This is a genomic window from Pseudomonas sp. A34-9, from assembly GCF_029543085.1.
Lineage (GTDB): Bacteria > Pseudomonadota > Gammaproteobacteria > Pseudomonadales > Pseudomonadaceae > Aquipseudomonas.
The window spans coordinates 1,966,577-1,981,675 of record NZ_CP119967.1 but is presented as its reverse complement, the minus strand read 5'-3'; the positions used below and the strand labels follow the sequence as shown (position 1 = coordinate 1,981,675).

The window sequence follows — 15,099 nt, the reverse complement described above, 5'->3', positions numbered from 1 at the left end:
CTTTCCGCCTGACACATAACAACTGTAGGAGTGAGCCTGCTCGCGATAGCGCCGTATCAGTCAATGATGATGTCGACTGATACGGCGCTATCGCGAGCAGGCTCACTCCTACAATGGATTTGTGCAACCGGGCCTAAGGGTTATGCGCCAGATGCTCCGGCTGCAGCACCCGCTTGGCGCTCAGATACGCCTTCTGCCAATACGCCTTCGACAGACTGTCGAGCTTCACCGTGCCGCCCGTGGCCGGCGCATGCACGAACCGCCCCTCACCGACGTAAATCCCCGCATGACTGACTTGCGAGCCGCCATTGGTGGCAAAGAAGATCAGATCGCCGGTCTGCAAACCTTCCTTGCCGACATTCGGTGCCTGCATGACGATCATCTCGCGCGTCGAACGTGGCAGCGAGATGCCCGCCGCATCACGGTAGACAAAACCGATCAGCCCACTGCAATCAAAACCCGAATCCGGCGTGTTGCCGCCCCAACGATAAGGTGTGCCGACCAGGCCGAGCGCGCGGAACAGCACGTCTTCAGCCGCAGGCGAAAAAGCTTGGGAGGGGCCGAACACGACCGGCGCGCGAACCACTGGCGCAGGAGGCGGTGTGCGACTGGCGCAGGCGCTGAGCAGCGCTGCGAAGAAGATCAAAGTGAGGCGGGCCGACATCGTCATAAGCAGAACATCCTGATCTGGCTGCGGCTTTTTCTGCCGGAGGACAGAAAACAAAACCGCCTGCGTGAGCACGCAGGCGGTTTGCCATCAATATAGATACAGGATTCTAGCGGCTACGCGGCAAACTTCAAGTAAGACTTTAACTTCACCTTGTAAAGTCTAGGTCTACTCCGTTGCCGGAAGCCAGATTGTCGCCGCGAACGCAGCGACAACGGGGGAATTACTTGCGAGCAGTGACGACAGTCGGAGCGTTGGCCAGAGCGCGTTTCGCTTCGATGAAAGTCTTGCTCCAGTAGCTGTCACCCAGGCTGTCGATGCGAACACCGCCACTGCGACGACTGCTGGAGTGGATGAACTGGTTGTCACCGAGGTAGATCCCGGCGTGACTGACACGACCGCGACGACCGTTGGTGGCGAAGAACAGCAGATCGCCCGGCTCAAGGTTGCTGCGCGAGACCAGCGGCGCATCCACGTTGATCATTTCGCGTGTCGAGCGCGGCAGGTTCATGCCAGCTTCTTCGCGAAACAGGTAGCCGATGAAACCGCTGCAATCGAAACCGGCTTCAGAGGTACCGCCGAAACGGTAACGGGTACCGATCAGGGACATGCCGCGTTCAAGGATGCTGTCAGCCAGAACAGGAAGCTGATAAGGCTTCTTGCCATTGAATTCGTTGAGTTCTTTTTCGGTGTCCAGCTCTTCCTGGTAAATAACGGAAGACTGGGCCGTGGCAGAATTTTTAACCTGCTGAGGCTGCTCTTGAACTGGAGAATGAGCAGCGCAACCGTACAACAGGGTGACGAGTGCGAGAGGCACGAGGGGTGCGAAGCGCTTTAGCATGGGCACGACCGTGGCTGATAGTTGTAAAGAAGCCGAGACTATGCCCGCTATCAGCCTCATTTGCAAATTCAATCGATCTTTTTGTGACTTCTCGGTTTCTCGTTTACATCTAAGCGCTTAAGCCCATTTGAACCGATACGCGGCCTGCATACCGTGCAGGAAAGCGAATTTTCTGGCGCCTGAAATATGCCAAAACACGCTGAAAGCCGCGCCGTTACCAGCCCAGCGTTTCTTTCAGGAAGGGAATGGTCAGCTTGCGCTGAGCCTGTAACGAGGCTTGATCGAGCTGTTCAAGCAAGTCAAACAGCGCACTCATGCTGCGAGTGCCGCGCGTCAAAATAAAATGCCCGACTTCATCGGTCAGGTGCAGACCGCGACGCGATGCGCGCAATTGCAAGGCGCGCAATTTGTCTTCATCAGAGAGTGGGCGCATCTGAAAGATCAGCGCCAGGGTCAGGCGCGATTTCAAGTCAGCCAGTTTGACCGGCAATTCACGCGGAGAAGTGGAAGCGGCGATCAGCAGACGCCGACCGCTGTCACGCAGACGGTTGAACAGATGAAACATCGCCTCTTCCCAGTCAGCCTTGCCGGCGATCACCTGTAAGTCGTCCAGGCATACCAGTTCGTACTGTTCGAGGTTGTCGAGGATTTCGACACCGCGATCCATCAACTCGGCCAGCGGCAAGTACACCGCCGGCTCCCCCATCTGCTCGAATCGCAGACACGCCGCCTGCAGCAGATGCGTACGCCCTACGCCGTGCTTACCCCACAGGTAGATCAGACTTTCTGTCCAACCGGCGTCGGCTTCGCATAGACGCTCGACATAGCCGAGTGCAGCGGCATTGGCGCCTGGGTAGTAGTTGATGAAGGTGGCGTCGTCACGCAGACGCACACCTAGGGGCAGCTGAATCGGTTTCATGCTGACTGAACAGTTCTCAAGGAACCGTTAGTGGCCTCTGTGTAAAGTTTGCGAAGTTTATACCCGTGAAGCTGAGCGCACAATGCGACAGAGTCCAAGCAAAATCAAAGGTTTGCGTTAATGCACTGGTTTTATGACAGATTCTTTGGCGCCAGCGCCTGCAGGACACGGGCCAACCCGGCTATTCGCCGGGTCACCCTTCGCCCTTACAGTTGCGGATCGTCAACGCCACTGTAGATCTCGGAGTCCTTATACAAGTCGTGCACATGGCGCACCAGCACCATGATCACCGCCGCCACTGGCAACGCCAGCAGCACACCGGTGAAACCGAACAGCTCGCCGCCCGCCAGAATCGCGAAAATCACCGCCACCGGGTGCAGACCAATGCGATCACCCACCAGCAACGGCGTCAGCACCATGCCTTCCAGTGCCTGACCGACCATGAACACGGCGACAATGCCTACCATCGGGTACAGGTCGCCGCCAAACTGGAACAACCCGGCAATCAACGCAGCACCGATGCCGATCACAAAGCCCATGTACGGCACGATCGCTGCCAGGCCCGCGATCAGACCGATCAACAGCCCGAGCTCCAGTCCGACAATCATCAGGCCCGCCGCATAAATCACACCCAGCGCCAGCATCACCAGCAACTGCCCGCGAACGAACGCGCCCAGCACTTCATGACATTCGCCCGCCAACGCGACCACACGCTCTTCTCGATCGCGCGGCAGCAGGCTGCGGATCTTGGCCATCATCACGTCCCAGTCACGCAGCAGGTAGAAACTCACCACCGGGATCAGCACCAGATTCGCCAGCCAGCCAATCAGCGCCAGGCTCGACGCCGTCGCCTGACTCAGCACCACACTGACGATGTCGGTGGTCTGGCCCATGTGTTCGCTGATCGCTGCCTTGACCTTGTCGAACTTCCAGAAACCATCCGACAGACCCAGCTTCGCCTGCGCCCACGGCAACGCCGTGTGTTGCAGCCAGTCGAGCATTTGCGGCGCCAGTTCGTACAAGCGCAGCAACTGCTTGGCGAGCATCGGCACCAACACCAGTAACAGCGCGGTGACGATCAGGGTGAACAAGGCAAATACCGCGATGACGCCCCACGTGCGCGACAGCCCGAGTTTTTCCAGGCGATCCACCAGCGGATCGAACAGATAAGCCAGCAACAGCGCCACCAGAAACGGCGTGAGGATCGGGTGCAACAACCATACAAACGCGCACAGCAGGACTACCCCACCGAGCCAGAACCAACGCCGCGTATCGGCCATGTACCACTCCTGATGCTTCTATATAAGGAAAGACTTACCAGCGAAACCGCAACGAAGGTGCTGCCGGTGTCGGGGCCGGAGCCACGACAGGGGCTGCGCCCGCAACCGCAGGTTGTGGTGCCGGGACCGGCACCGGCGCTTCAGCCGGCAACTCCTGCAACTTCGCCAGCGACAATTGCGCGCGCATTTGATCGGCACTGCCATTGACCCGATAGACGATGCGATCGCCATCGACACTTTGCAGACGCACGCCAAACGGTTCGAGTAACCGCAACAGCGTCGCGTAATGCTCCAGGGTCATGCCCTGCACTTCCAGAGTCTGCTGTCCCGCAGCGCCCGGTTTGGCAACAAACCGTGGCGCCAGCCGCTCGGCCACCGCCAGCATCACCGCGTCAGCGACCGCAGCCTGATCGGCGCCCTGCACACTGCCCGCCTCTTTCTGATCGCCCAGCCACAAATGCCACTTGGCCTGCCACTGCCCGCCTTCTTCACGGGCATGCACTGCCAGCAAGGCATCAGCGTTGTAGCGTTCAGAGGCGCCGCGCAACGGTGCCGGATCCGTGCCTTCCAGCGCTGGCGCAGTGGCGACCAGTTGTTCACTCAGATCAGCCAGTGGCAAACGTAGCGGCAAGCCGCGATGTTGAGCGGCCGTGCGCAACGGCGCGGCAGAGGCCTGACCGTCACCGACCAGACTCGAACCTTCAGCCGAATCGTTGAGCCACCAGCTCAGAATCGACGGGCGACTCGCGCCCCACACCGACAACCCGGCACGCCGCAGCGCCTGCTCGGTGGTCGCCGGATCAAAATCAACCTTGAGCACCTCCGGTGGCCCGGCATCAAAACCGAACTGACTGATAATTTGCTGCGGATCCTTGCGAATCGCCGCCAGCCCCGGGTTTTGGGGAGCCTTCGGATCGCCAGTCAAACGCAATACCAGCGTATCGAGCGCCGCCTGCGTGGCGCGATCACGCTCTTCCGGTGCCTGGCCGTTGACCGGCTCACGTACTTGATAGAGGCCTTTGAGGTTTTCGGCGTGACTCGCCAGGCTGATCAGAGACAAACAACCCACAAACAACAATTTACAAAAACGCATGGAAAATTCCCGTCGACAGGAGCGGCTGGAACAGGCCGCGTGAACCGGTTAAGCAAGGCTGTGACAATCTGCCAGCACCAAACATTCACACGACAGCGGTAAGTTTTTGCACAGTGATAACGATAGACGGTTAATCGCCACACTTTATACAGGCGTTCATACGCCTCAATTGCAAAAAATTTCCGCTGATATGGCCCTGCCCGTCGGTGCGAGGATGGCCGCTGCCCCTCAAGCCTGATAAAATCGCGCGCCTTCGCAGACCGGCAACAGCCGGGCACCTCGAAACTCGCGTGAGGCCATCGCCCCGTCGATTTCGAAGTTCCCGCTGAACTCGGTCGTTACCCCTGAATCCCCTCCCCTAAAGGCCTGGATCATGAGCAAGCAACCCTCCCTGAGCTACAAGGACGCCGGTGTAGACATCGACGCCGGTGAAGCATTGGTCGAACGCATCAAGAGCGTCGCCAAGCGCACTGCGCGCCCGGAAGTCATGGGCGGCCTGGGCGGTTTCGGCGCCCTCTGCGAAATCCCGGCCGGCTACAAGCAGCCTGTACTGGTTTCCGGCACCGACGGCGTCGGCACCAAGCTGCGTCTGGCGCTGAACCTGAACAAGCACGACAGCATCGGCATCGACCTGGTTGCCATGTGCGTGAACGACCTCGTCGTTTGCGGCGCCGAGCCACTGTTCTTCCTCGACTACTACGCCACCGGCAAACTTAATGTCGACACCGCGGCCCAAGTGGTGACCGGCATCGGCGCTGGCTGCGAACTGTCGGGTTGCTCGCTGGTTGGCGGCGAAACCGCTGAAATGCCTGGCATGTACGAAGGCGAAGACTACGACCTGGCCGGCTTCTGCGTCGGCGTCGTGGAAAAAGCTGAAATCATCGACGGCTCGAAAGTCGCCACCGGTGACGCGCTGATCGCTCTGCCATCGTCCGGCCCGCACTCAAACGGCTACTCGCTGATCCGCAAGATCATCGAAGTGTCCGGCGCCGACATCGAAAACATCCAGCTCGACGGCAAACCGCTGACCGACCTGCTGATGGCCCCGACCCGCATCTACGTGAAGCCGCTGCTCAAGCTGATCAAAGAAACCGGTGCCGTCAAAGCCATGGCCCACATCACCGGTGGCGGCCTGCTCGACAACATCCCGCGCGTTCTGCCAAAAGGCGCTCAGGCCGTGGTTGACGTGGCTAGCTGGACTCGCCCGGCCGTATTCGACTGGCTGCAGGAAAAAGGCAACGTTGACGAAACCGAGATGCACCGCGTGCTGAACTGCGGCGTTGGCATGGTCATCTGTGTGGCTCAGGAACACGTTGAAGTGGCGCTGAAGACCCTGCGTGACGCCGGCGAACAGCCTTGGGTCATCGGTCAGATCGCTGCCGCTGCCGAAGGCGCTGCTCAGGTTGATCTGCAGAACCTTAAGGCTCATTAATGTCCGCAACCTGTGATGTCGTGGTGCTGTTGTCCGGCACCGGCAGTAACTTGCAGGCTCTGATCGACAGCACGCGGACCGGCGACAACCCGGTCCGCATCGCTGCAGTGATTTCCAATCGCGCCGACGCCTACGGCCTGCAACGCGCCAGTGATGCGGGTATCGCTACCCGCTCGCTGGATCACAAGGCATTTGAAGGCCGCGAGGCCTTCGATGCTGCCCTGATCGAACTGATCGACGAATTCAATCCGAAACTTGTGGTGCTGGCCGGCTTCATGCGCATTCTCAGCGCTGATTTCGTTCGCCACTACCAGGGTCGCCTGCTCAACATCCACCCGTCGCTGCTGCCCAAATACAAAGGGTTACACACTCATCAGCGCGCGCTGGAGGCCGGAGACACCGAGCACGGCTGCTCCGTGCACTTCGTCACCGAGGAACTCGATGGCGGACCACTGGTCGTACAGGCAGTATTACCGGTAGAGTTGCACGACACGCCGCAGAGTCTCGCGCAGCGAGTTCATGTTCAGGAACACCTGATCTACCCGATGGCAGTTCGCTGGTTTGCCGAAGGCAGGCTGGCACTCGGGGAAGACGGTGCTTTACTGGATGGCCAGTTACTCGCGGCCAGCGGCCACTTGATTCGACACTAGGAGATTTTATGCGTCGCGCCCTGCTCTTCGCTTGCGCTCTGCTCGCCCTGCCTTTCGCGCAGGCAGCGGACCTTCAACCGTTCTCCGCCAGCTATACCGCCGACTGGAAGCAACTGCCCATGAGCGGTACCGCCGAGCGCAGTCTGGTCAAGGAAGCCAACGGCGCCTGGAAGCTCAGCTTCAAGGCCTCGATGATGATCGCCAGCCTGACGGAAGAAAGCACCCTGACCCTGGACAAGGATACCCTGCTGCCGCAGTCCTACCACTTTGAACGTGGCGGTCTGGGCAAAGCGAAAAAGGCTGATCTGGATTTCGACTGGAACAGCAAAATGGTCACCGGCACCGACCGTGGCGACGCGGTGAAAATCCCGCTGAACCGTGGCATGGTCGACAAGTCCACCTATCAACTGGCGCTGCAACATGATGTGGCTGCTGGCAAAAAGACCATGAGCTATCAAGTGGTCGATGACGGCGAAGTCGATACCTATGACTTCCGCGTGCTGGGTTCGGAAAAAGTCGAGACCAAGGCTGGCAAGATCGATGCGATCAAGGTCGAGCGCGTACGCGACCCGACACAAAGCAAGCGCATCACCGTCCTGTGGTTCGCCAAGGATTGGGATTACCTGCTGGTTCGCCTGCAACAGGTTGAAACCGACGGCAAGGAGTACAACATCATGCTCCAGGAAGGCACCGTCAACGGCAAAACCGTTAAAGGCAGCTGATCCGCCGCCAGAACAAAGAGCCCCGCGAAATGCGGGGCTTTTTTTGTCTGCTTTAGCCCGACTTTTTGTGCCAACCTTGCCCCTCACCCCAGCCCTCTCCCGAGGGAGAGGGAGCCGACCGAGGTGTCTGGCGCTATGCATCGACTTGCAAGATCGAGTCGATTATGGATTCTCCAAAGAAATATCAGGTCGGCGTAGCTCTTTAATTCCCCACGGTCAGTCCCCTCTCCCCCGGGGAGAGGGCTAGGGTGAGGGGCTTTGAAGACAAAACTTAAACCGAAAACTTGGCCACCATATTGTTCAAATCTACCGCCAACCGCGACAACTCCTGACTCGCCGCACTCGTCTGATTCGCCCCCGCCGAGGTCTGCATCGCCAGATCACGAATATTCATCAGATTGCGATCCACCTCGCGCGCCACCGCTGCCTGCTCCTCCGAGGCACTGGCGATCACCAGATTGCGCTCATTGATCAGCGTGAACGCCGAAGCGATCTCTTCAAGTGCAGTCCCGGCAGCCTTGGCCAACTCCAGTGTCGAACGCGCGCGCACATTACTCTGCTGCATCGAACTGACCGCCGAATCGGTGCCCTGCTGAATTCCGCCGATCATCTGCTCGATTTCCTGGGTCGACTGCTGCGTGCGATGGGCCAACGCCCGCACCTCATCCGCGACAACCGCAAACCCACGCCCGGCATCACCGGCCCGCGCGGCTTCAATCGCAGCATTCAGCGCCAAAAGATTGGTCTGCTCGGCAATCGAACGAATCACCTCCAGGACTTTGCTGATACTGTAGACCTTTTGCGCCAGATCCTCCACCTGGCTCGCATTGGCCGTTACGTCATCGGCCAGCGATTCGATGGACAACACCGTTTGATGTACCTGTTCGCGGCCATGCTGGGCAATGCGGTCGGATTCACGAGAGGCCTCGGACGTGGCCACGGCATTGCTTGCCACCTCCTCCACCGCTGCCGTCATTTGATTAACCGCCGTAGCCGCTTGCTCGATTTCCAGACTCTGCTGATGCAGCCCGCGCGTGGCGTCTTCCGTGACGCAACTCAGCTCCTCTGACGCCGAGGCCAATTGGCTGGAAGACTCGGAGATTTGCCGGATCGTGTCGCGCAGGTTGTGCTGCATGCTCTTGAGCGCCTGTAACAAGCGCGCCGGTTCGTCCTTGCCGCTGATGCTGATATCACCCGTCAGATCGCCACCGGCGACCACCTCGGCCACGCCCAATGACTGCGCCAGCGGCAGCACGATGCTGCGGGTCAGCAACAGGGCCAGGCCGATGGTGATCAGCGCGGTCACGCCGATCATCACCCCGACCCACACCCGTGAATTGATAAAAACCATTCGCGCCGCTTCAGTGGCGAGATTGGCGTTGTGTTTATTCAGTTCGACCAGTTCGCGCAGCACCACCGCGATTTCGTCGGCCAGCGGACTCATCTGGCCGTTGAGGATTGTTGCAGCCTCTTCCACGCGGTTCTGCGCAGACAACTGCATGACCTGCGCCTGAAACTCCAGATACTGATGCTCGGCAACCTTGAAGCGATCAAACAGCTTGCGCTCTTCGGGCAGTACGATCAGCACGTCGTAACGCTGCTGAGCCTCACTTAGCACCCCGCGCAGCTCATTGAGCTTGACCACATTCTGCTCCAGCGCCTGCGGATCGCGATTGAGCAAAAGCCGCATGGTCAGCGCGCGCAGGCGCAGCATGTCCTGACTCATCTCGCCAACAGCCATCACGCTGGGCAGCCAATTGTTGTCGACCTCGTCGGACTGCGCACGCATGTTCGACATTTGCAGCAAAGCGAACGCCCCGAGGGCAAACACCATCAGCGCCAACAGCCCAAAACCGAGGCCGGCGCGCGGGGCAATATTGAGACTACGGATACTCATTGCTCTGGTTCCTTCCAAAAGCGCTGCATCAACCCTGCAGCTGGTTGCTTAAGAAGGTATCGGCCCGGCGGAAAAATGCGTAAGACGAAAAGGCGATATCAAAAGGCCTTGATCCTTCGAACCGTCGGCATTAACGATTCAGCGTGGTTTTGCCGGACTTGAGCTCTGTTCGCGGCAAGATCGCCAGGAAGTTATCCCGAGCGACTTTTTTCGCAACGTCCTCGGGCAACGCATCAAGGAACGGCTTGAAGCTGCGCATTTCCTCACCGAGTTTGTTGAATCGCCCTACCACGTCGGAGCCGAGCATGAAGCGTTGCGGGTATTTCTCGACCAGCGCCAGCCATTCCGCACGAGGCTTGCCCTGCTCATCCAGCAAATACGGCGTGAGCATGCTCCATGACAGGTCGATGAACAGATTCGGATACGCCTCGAGCATGCGCGTCAGGGTGGGCAGCAAGAACTTCAGCTGCGTTTGATGGCGATGGATTTCAGCGCTGGTCCCGGCGTGCGCCCAGATAAATCGCGTGTGCGGGTGATTACGCAGCGGCTCTTCGATTTCCTTCAGGTACAGCGGATTTTTCTCACGCTTGGAGGTGATGTTGGAATGCAGCATCACCGGCAGATCGTTCTCGGCGGCCAAATGGTAGATCCTGGTCATCGCCTCGTTGTTGGCGCGCGGCGTGTCGCCGGACGTCAGCGCCGTGAGGTCATCATGCCGAGTGAACACCTCGCCAATGCCCTGCCACAGCCCCGGATACAGATCGAGCATGCGCTGGATATGGGCGGCGGAGTTCTTGTCGTTGGGGTTGAAGCCCGAGAGAAAGGGATGAAAGTACGGGCGCTGCTCGGCTGACAGCTTTTGCACCGCATCGGCAACGATCACGTCGGTTGCGCTGTACCAATAGGCATCGGCGTCATCCCCGGCGTAATAACGCGGACGCTTGGGTTCGTCCTCGTGCCACTTTTTCGCCACCGGAATGCCAGAAATCATCACATGTTCGACGGAACCGTCCTTCATCGCCGTCAGCAGTTTCGCCATGCCTGCGCTTTCCTGGAAAAAATCCACGTAATGCAGGTGCGCATCGCTGTAGGTGTATTCGCGCGCGCTGACGTTACCGGCAAACAGCAGAAGGCAGGCAAGACTCAAACGATACAGGGACACAAGTAATCTCCGGCAAGTAGGCATAGCCTAGACCCCGCCCTGACGACAAGGGTTCATCCCGCAGGAAAGTGGAACGCGTGCCGGTGGGAATGCTCTATAACTGCAAGGTCTTTTTTGATCGAACGACTTTTCCTACTGCCAGTGAGGTTCCCATGACCGTTACCGTCAATACCGTCTCCGCTGAAGGTTTTCGTCACACCGTACAGATTGATGACCACGAACTGTTTGCCGATGTGCCGAAGTCGGCCGGCGGCGAAGGCTCGGCACCTGAGCCGCACGATTACTTCGACGCAGCCCTCGGCGCCTGCAAGGCACTGACCCTGAAGATGTACGCGAAGAAGAAAGACATCCCGCTGACCGGCGTCGGGGTCGACGTCAAACGCGACAACAGCGAAGAGCAGAAAGGTAAATACGTCCTGCACGTCACCCTCACCCTCAAAGGCGTACTGACTGACGCCCAGCGCGAGGAATTGTTGCGTGTCGCCGACCGTTGCCCGATCCACAAGCTGATGACCACCAGCGAAGTCACCATCGAAACCCACGCCCCGCAAGGCTTCGACAGCCAGTAATCCTCCTCATGCCAGCGGCGGGTTATGCTTCTGGCATCGCCCGCTCAGCCTGGAATGCACCATGGACACGCAACCTCTGATCATCCGCCCGCGCGCCGAAGACGTCGAAGGCCAGCCGATTCTGCGCCCGCTGCCGTCAGCCAAATGCCGCAGTGTCGGGCCCTTCGTGTTTTTTGATCACATGCTCGAGACGGTTTATCCGACGGGCAAAGGCATGAACATCCGACAGCACCCGCACATTGGTCTGTCGACCCTCACCTATTTGTTCGAAGGGCAGATCCAGCACAAGGACAGCCTTGGCTCGGATCAGGTGGTCAGCGCCGGCGACGTCAGCTGGATGACCGCCGGCAGCGCGATTGCACACGTCGAGCGCACGCCGCAACCGTTGTGGGACCAGAGCTTCACAATGCACGGTTTGCAGATCTGGCTGGCATCGCCCAAGGATCACGAACAAGGCCGCGGACACTACAGCCATCACCCGGCGGCGACGTTGCCGGTCAGCGATAACCTCGGCGTACAGATTCGCATGATTGCCGGGTCAGGCTTTTGCCTCGAATCGCCGGTACCGGTGCTTTCTCCTACGTTGTATGCCGAAGTGAAGATGCAAACGGCGACCACCCTGCTGATCCCGACCGAGCATGAAGAACGGGCGGTGTATGTGTTGAGCGGGGACGCGCAGTTGAATGGCGAAGCGATTGAGCCGCATGCGCTGGTAGTGTTGCCGGCCGGGGAAGAAATGAGCCTGTTTGCCGAAAGCGATGTGCACGCCGTGGTGTTCGGCGGTGCGCCTCTGGACGGGCCGCGGCGGATCAACTGGAATTTTGTGGCGAGCGATCCGGCGGCGATCGATGAGGCACGGCGCAAATGGGCGGCCGGGGATTGGCCGACGGTGCCGGGGGAAAGAGAACGGATTGAATTGCCGCGCTGAACAGCGAACCTCACCCCAGCCCTCCCGAAACGTCGTACCGCCCGTAGGGAGAGGGAGCCGACCGAGGTGTCTGCCGTCATACATCGACCTGAAAAGTCTTGGCGATTATGGATTCAGCACAGCCCTTTCAGGTCGGCGTAACTCTCAAGCATCCCCCGATCAGTCCCCTCTCCCACCGGGAGAGGGTTAGGGTGAGGGGCTTTTCGCTTTTCAGCCCTTGAACACTTCATCCAGCAAGTCATGCATCGACTTGAACGCGCGCTTGGCAGTCTTCGCGTCGTACATCATCTTGCCCGGCACATTGGCATGCGGGTCAGTGAACGAGTGCACCGCACCGCCGTAGCTCAGCAACTGCCAATCGACCTTCGCCGCGTTCATTTCGTCTTCAAACGCCGGCAGTTGCTCTTTCGGCACCAACGGGTCGGCAGCACCGTGCAGCACCAGCACCGAACCTTTGATGTTCTGCGCATCCGCCGGGTTCGGCGAGTCCAGCGTGCCGTGGAACGACACCGCCGCCTTCACCGGCGCACCGGTACGCGCCAGATCCAGCGCACAGCAACCGCCAAAGCAGAAACCGAACACCGCCAGTTTCGAGGTATCGACCGCCGCTTCGCCCTGCTTCTGCAACTGCTCGAACGCTGCCTGCATACGCTTGCGCAACAACGCACGGTCATTCTTCAGCGGCATCATTGCCGCGCCGGCCTGATCAGCGTTTTGCGGGCGCACGGCCTGGCCGTAAACGTCAGCGATCAACACCACATAACCCTTGGCCGCTACCGACTTGGCAATCTCTTCGGCACCGGCGCTGACGCCCATCCAGTTTGGCGCCATTAACAAACCCGGACGCGCGCCTTTCTGCTCGGCGTCGAACGCCAGACGACCTTCATAAGGTTGGCCATCAATCTGATAGACCACGGAACGTACAGTGATTTGGCTCATTTCTGACTCCTGATTTGTAAAACACCAGAATGAAAAAACCCGCCGAAGCGGGTTTTTCCTACAACGTGATCAAACCGACAGTTCAACCAGCAGCTTGTTCAGACGGCGTACGTAAGCCGCCGGATCCTTCAAGCTGTCGCCGGCAGCCAAGGCTGCCTGATCGAAGAGGATGTGCGACAGGTCGCCAAAACGCTCTTCGCTCTGCTCGCCATCGAGTTTCTCGATCAGCGGGTGGCTCGGGTTGAATTCGAAGATCGGCTTCGAATCTGGCACTTTCTGCCCGCTGGCTTCGAGGATCTGACGCATTTGCAGACCCAGATCCTGCTCGCCGATGGCCAGAATGGCCGGCGAATCGGTCAGACGATGGGAAACCCGCACTTCAGCTACGGAATCGCCCAGCGCGGTTTTCAGGCGCTCAACCAGACCTTCTTTGGACTTGGCGACTTCTTCCGCGGCTTTCTTGTCCTCTTCCGAGTCCAGGTTGCCCAGATCGAGATCACCACGTGCCACGTCAACGAAAGTCTTGCCGTCGAATTCGCTCAGGTAGCTCATCAGCCACTCGTCGATACGATCGGTCAGCAGCAACACTTCGATGCCTTTCTTGCGGAAGACTTCCAGGTGCGGGCTGTTCTTGACCTGCGCGTAGGTTTCGCCGGTGAGGTAGTAGATCTTGTCCTGACCTTCCTTGGCGCGTGCCAGGTAGTCGGCCAGACCGACGATCTGCTCGCCGTCGTCGCCATTGGTCGATGCGAAACGCAGCAGACCGGCAATTTTCTCTTTGTTGGCGAAGTCTTCTGCCGGGCCTTCTTTCATGACCTGACCGAAGTTCTTCCAGAAGCCTTTGTATTGCTCAGGCTCGTTTTTCGCCAGTTTTTCCAGCATATCGAGCACGCGCTTGGTCAGCGCGGTCTTCATCGAATCGATGATCGGGTCTTTCTGCAGAATTTCGCGCGACACGTTCAGCGACAGGTCGTTGGAATCGACCACGCCTTTGATGAAGCGCAGGTACAGCGGCAGGAACGACTCGGCCTGATCCATCACGAACACGCGTTGTACGTAGAGCTTCAGGCCTTTCGGCGCTTCACGCTGGTACAGGTCGAACGGTGCACGGGCCGGAACGTACAGCAACGAGCTGTATTCGAGCTTGCCTTCGACTTTGTTGTGGCTCCAGGCCAGCGGGTTTTCAAAGTCGTGAGCAATGTGCTTGTAGAACTCCTGGTATTCCTCGTCCTTCACCTCAGTGCGCGGACGGGTCCACAGGGCGCTGGCGCGGTTGACGGTTTCCCATTCAACGGCAGGAGCCTCTTCGCCTTCGGCTGCGGTTGCTTCTTTCGGCAGCTCGATCGGCAAAGCGATGTGGTCGGAGTACTTCTTGATGATGTTGCGCAGACGCCAGCCATCGGCGAACTCGTCTTCAGCAGCTTTCAGGTGCAGGACGATACGGGTGCCGCGCTCAGGTTTTTCGATGGTGGCGACTTCGAACTCGCCCTCGCCTTTCGACGACCAGTGCACGCCTTCGCTGGCTGGAGTGCCGGCGCGACGGCTGTACACGTCAACCTGGTCGGCAACGATGAAGGCAGAGTAGAAGCCCACACCGAACTGGCCGATCAGGTGCGAATCTTTTTTCTGATCGCCCGAGAGATTCTTCATGAAATCGGCGGTGCCCGATTTGGCGATGGTCCCCAGGTGAGTGATCACATCGTCACGGTTCATGCCGATACCGTTGTCTTCGAGGGTGACGGTCTTGGCGTCCTTGTCGAAGCTCACACGGATTTTCAAATCAGCGCCACCTTCGAGCAATTCTGGCTTGGCCAGGGCTTCGAAGCGTAGCTTGTCGACAGCGTCAGAGGCGTTCGAGATCAATTCGCGAAGGAAGATTTCCTTGTTGGAATACAGCGAATGGATCATGAGGTGCAGCAGCTGCTTTACCTCGGTCTGGAAGCCCAGGGTTTCCTTTTGAGTTTCCACACTCATGGTCATCAAACTCCAATCAGATGGCA

General features: G+C 58.9%; 14 protein-coding genes. 5 read left to right on the top strand and 9 right to left on the bottom strand.

Annotated features, from left to right (window positions below; translation table 11 throughout):
• Positions 1–133 precede the first annotated feature (133 nt).
• The 5 genes from P3G59_RS08870 to P3G59_RS08850 all read right to left on the bottom strand — a co-directional run bounded on the left by P3G59_RS08870 (position 134) and on the right by P3G59_RS08850 (position 4,800).
• Positions 134–670, bottom strand: coding sequence for a C40 family peptidase (locus tag P3G59_RS08870; RefSeq protein WP_034156233.1), 537 nt, complete (start codon positions 668–670; stop codon positions 134–136).
• A 220-nt stretch (positions 671–890) separates the two neighbouring features.
• Complete coding sequence (locus P3G59_RS08865) at positions 891–1,508, bottom strand: NlpC/P60 family protein (protein WP_007919826.1); 618 nt, start codon at positions 1,506–1,508, stop codon at positions 891–893.
• 214 nt (positions 1,509–1,722) lie between these two features.
• Positions 1,723–2,427, bottom strand: a complete 705-nt coding sequence (gene hda / locus P3G59_RS08860) for a DnaA regulatory inactivator Hda (RefSeq protein ID WP_007919828.1) — start codon at positions 2,425–2,427, stop codon at positions 1,723–1,725.
• Positions 2,428–2,633: 206 nt separating this feature from the next.
• Positions 2,634–3,707 carry an AI-2E family transporter gene (locus tag P3G59_RS08855; protein WP_277761254.1) on the bottom strand — a complete coding sequence of 358 codons (1,074 nt, stop codon included), beginning with the start codon at positions 3,705–3,707 and terminating at the stop codon, positions 2,634–2,636.
• 34 nt (positions 3,708–3,741) lie between these two features.
• Positions 3,742–4,800 (bottom strand): DUF2066 domain-containing protein, encoded by a 1,059-nt coding sequence (locus P3G59_RS08850; RefSeq protein WP_277761253.1) that lies wholly within the window; start codon positions 4,798–4,800, stop codon positions 3,742–3,744.
• 373 nt (positions 4,801–5,173) lie between these two features.
• On the opposite strand from P3G59_RS08850, the gene purM reads away from it, so the two are divergent.
• Genes purM through P3G59_RS08835 form a run of 3 tightly spaced genes read left to right on the top strand, consistent with a single transcriptional unit; the run spans position 5,174 to position 7,604 of the window.
• Positions 5,174–6,232 carry a phosphoribosylformylglycinamidine cyclo-ligase gene (purM, locus tag P3G59_RS08845; RefSeq protein ID WP_277761252.1) on the top strand — a complete coding sequence of 353 codons (1,059 nt, stop codon included), beginning with the start codon at positions 5,174–5,176 and terminating at the stop codon, positions 6,230–6,232.
• Positions 6,232–6,882, top strand: coding sequence for a phosphoribosylglycinamide formyltransferase (purN, locus tag P3G59_RS08840; RefSeq protein WP_277761251.1), 651 nt, complete (start codon positions 6,232–6,234; stop codon positions 6,880–6,882). The genes purM and purN overlap by 1 nt, the downstream gene beginning before the upstream one ends.
• An 8-nt stretch (positions 6,883–6,890) precedes the next feature.
• Positions 6,891–7,604: a DUF3108 domain-containing protein gene (locus P3G59_RS08835; RefSeq protein ID WP_277761250.1), complete on the top strand. Its 714-nt coding sequence runs from the start codon at positions 6,891–6,893 to the stop codon at positions 7,602–7,604.
• A gap of 271 nt (positions 7,605–7,875) precedes the next feature.
• Here P3G59_RS08835 and P3G59_RS08830 read toward each other — a convergent pair whose 3' ends face one another.
• Together P3G59_RS08830 and P3G59_RS08825 are read right to left on the bottom strand one after the other, a co-directional pair.
• Positions 7,876–9,501 (bottom strand): methyl-accepting chemotaxis protein, encoded by a 1,626-nt coding sequence (locus P3G59_RS08830; protein ID WP_277761249.1) that lies wholly within the window; start codon positions 9,499–9,501, stop codon positions 7,876–7,878.
• 130 nt (positions 9,502–9,631) lie between these two features.
• The gene (locus P3G59_RS08825) at positions 9,632–10,663 is read right to left on the bottom strand and encodes an amidohydrolase family protein (RefSeq protein WP_277761248.1); all 1,032 of its coding nucleotides are present in this window, start codon (positions 10,661–10,663) and stop codon (positions 9,632–9,634) included.
• Positions 10,664–10,815: 152 nt separating this feature from the next.
• Between P3G59_RS08825 and P3G59_RS08820 the strand changes: the two genes are divergently transcribed.
• Both P3G59_RS08820 and P3G59_RS08815 read left to right on the top strand, forming a co-directional pair.
• Entirely contained in the window at positions 10,816–11,232 is a 417-nt protein-coding gene (locus tag P3G59_RS08820; protein WP_008082948.1) for an OsmC family protein, read from the top strand.
• 61 nt (positions 11,233–11,293) lie between these two features.
• Positions 11,294–12,160, top strand: a complete 867-nt coding sequence (locus P3G59_RS08815; protein ID WP_277761247.1) for a pirin family protein — start codon at positions 11,294–11,296, stop codon at positions 12,158–12,160.
• 210 nt (positions 12,161–12,370) lie between these two features.
• Here P3G59_RS08815 and P3G59_RS08810 read toward each other — a convergent pair whose 3' ends face one another.
• Complete coding sequence (locus P3G59_RS08810; RefSeq protein WP_277761246.1) at positions 12,371–13,099, bottom strand: dienelactone hydrolase family protein; 729 nt, start codon at positions 13,097–13,099, stop codon at positions 12,371–12,373.
• 69 nt (positions 13,100–13,168) lie between these two features.
• Positions 13,169–15,073 carry a molecular chaperone HtpG gene (gene htpG, locus P3G59_RS08805; protein ID WP_277761245.1) on the bottom strand — a complete coding sequence of 635 codons (1,905 nt, stop codon included), beginning with the start codon at positions 15,071–15,073 and terminating at the stop codon, positions 13,169–13,171.
• Positions 15,074–15,099 lie beyond the last annotated feature (26 nt).

Bases quoted from the DNA above. Each gene is read 5' to 3' on its own strand.
- purM (WP_277761252.1), top strand. From the start codon at position 5,174: ATGAGCAAGCAACCCTCCCTGAGCTACAAGGACGCCGGTGTAGACATC.
- P3G59_RS08835 (WP_277761250.1), top strand. From the start codon at position 6,891: ATGCGTCGCGCCCTGCTCTTCGCTTGCGCTCTGCTCGCCCTGCCTTTC.
- P3G59_RS08870 (WP_034156233.1), bottom strand. From the start codon at position 670: ATGACGATGTCGGCCCGCCTCACTTTGATCTTCTTCGCAGCGCTGCTC.
- hda (WP_007919828.1), bottom strand. From the start codon at position 2,427: ATGAAACCGATTCAGCTGCCCCTAGGTGTGCGTCTGCGTGACGACGCC.
- P3G59_RS08815 (WP_277761247.1), top strand. From the start codon at position 11,294: ATGGACACGCAACCTCTGATCATCCGCCCGCGCGCCGAAGACGTCGAA.
- P3G59_RS08865 (WP_007919826.1), bottom strand. From the start codon at position 1,508: ATGCTAAAGCGCTTCGCACCCCTCGTGCCTCTCGCACTCGTCACCCTG.
- P3G59_RS08820 (WP_008082948.1), top strand. From the start codon at position 10,816: ATGACCGTTACCGTCAATACCGTCTCCGCTGAAGGTTTTCGTCACACC.
- P3G59_RS08810 (WP_277761246.1), bottom strand. From the start codon at position 13,099: ATGAGCCAAATCACTGTACGTTCCGTGGTCTATCAGATTGATGGCCAA.
- P3G59_RS08855 (WP_277761254.1), bottom strand. From the start codon at position 3,707: ATGGCCGATACGCGGCGTTGGTTCTGGCTCGGTGGGGTAGTCCTGCTG.
- purN (WP_277761251.1), top strand. From the start codon at position 6,232: ATGTCCGCAACCTGTGATGTCGTGGTGCTGTTGTCCGGCACCGGCAGT.
- htpG (WP_277761245.1), bottom strand. From the start codon at position 15,073: ATGAGTGTGGAAACTCAAAAGGAAACCCTGGGCTTCCAGACCGAGGTA.
- P3G59_RS08850 (WP_277761253.1), bottom strand. From the start codon at position 4,800: ATGCGTTTTTGTAAATTGTTGTTTGTGGGTTGTTTGTCTCTGATCAGC.
- P3G59_RS08830 (WP_277761249.1), bottom strand. From the start codon at position 9,501: ATGAGTATCCGTAGTCTCAATATTGCCCCGCGCGCCGGCCTCGGTTTT.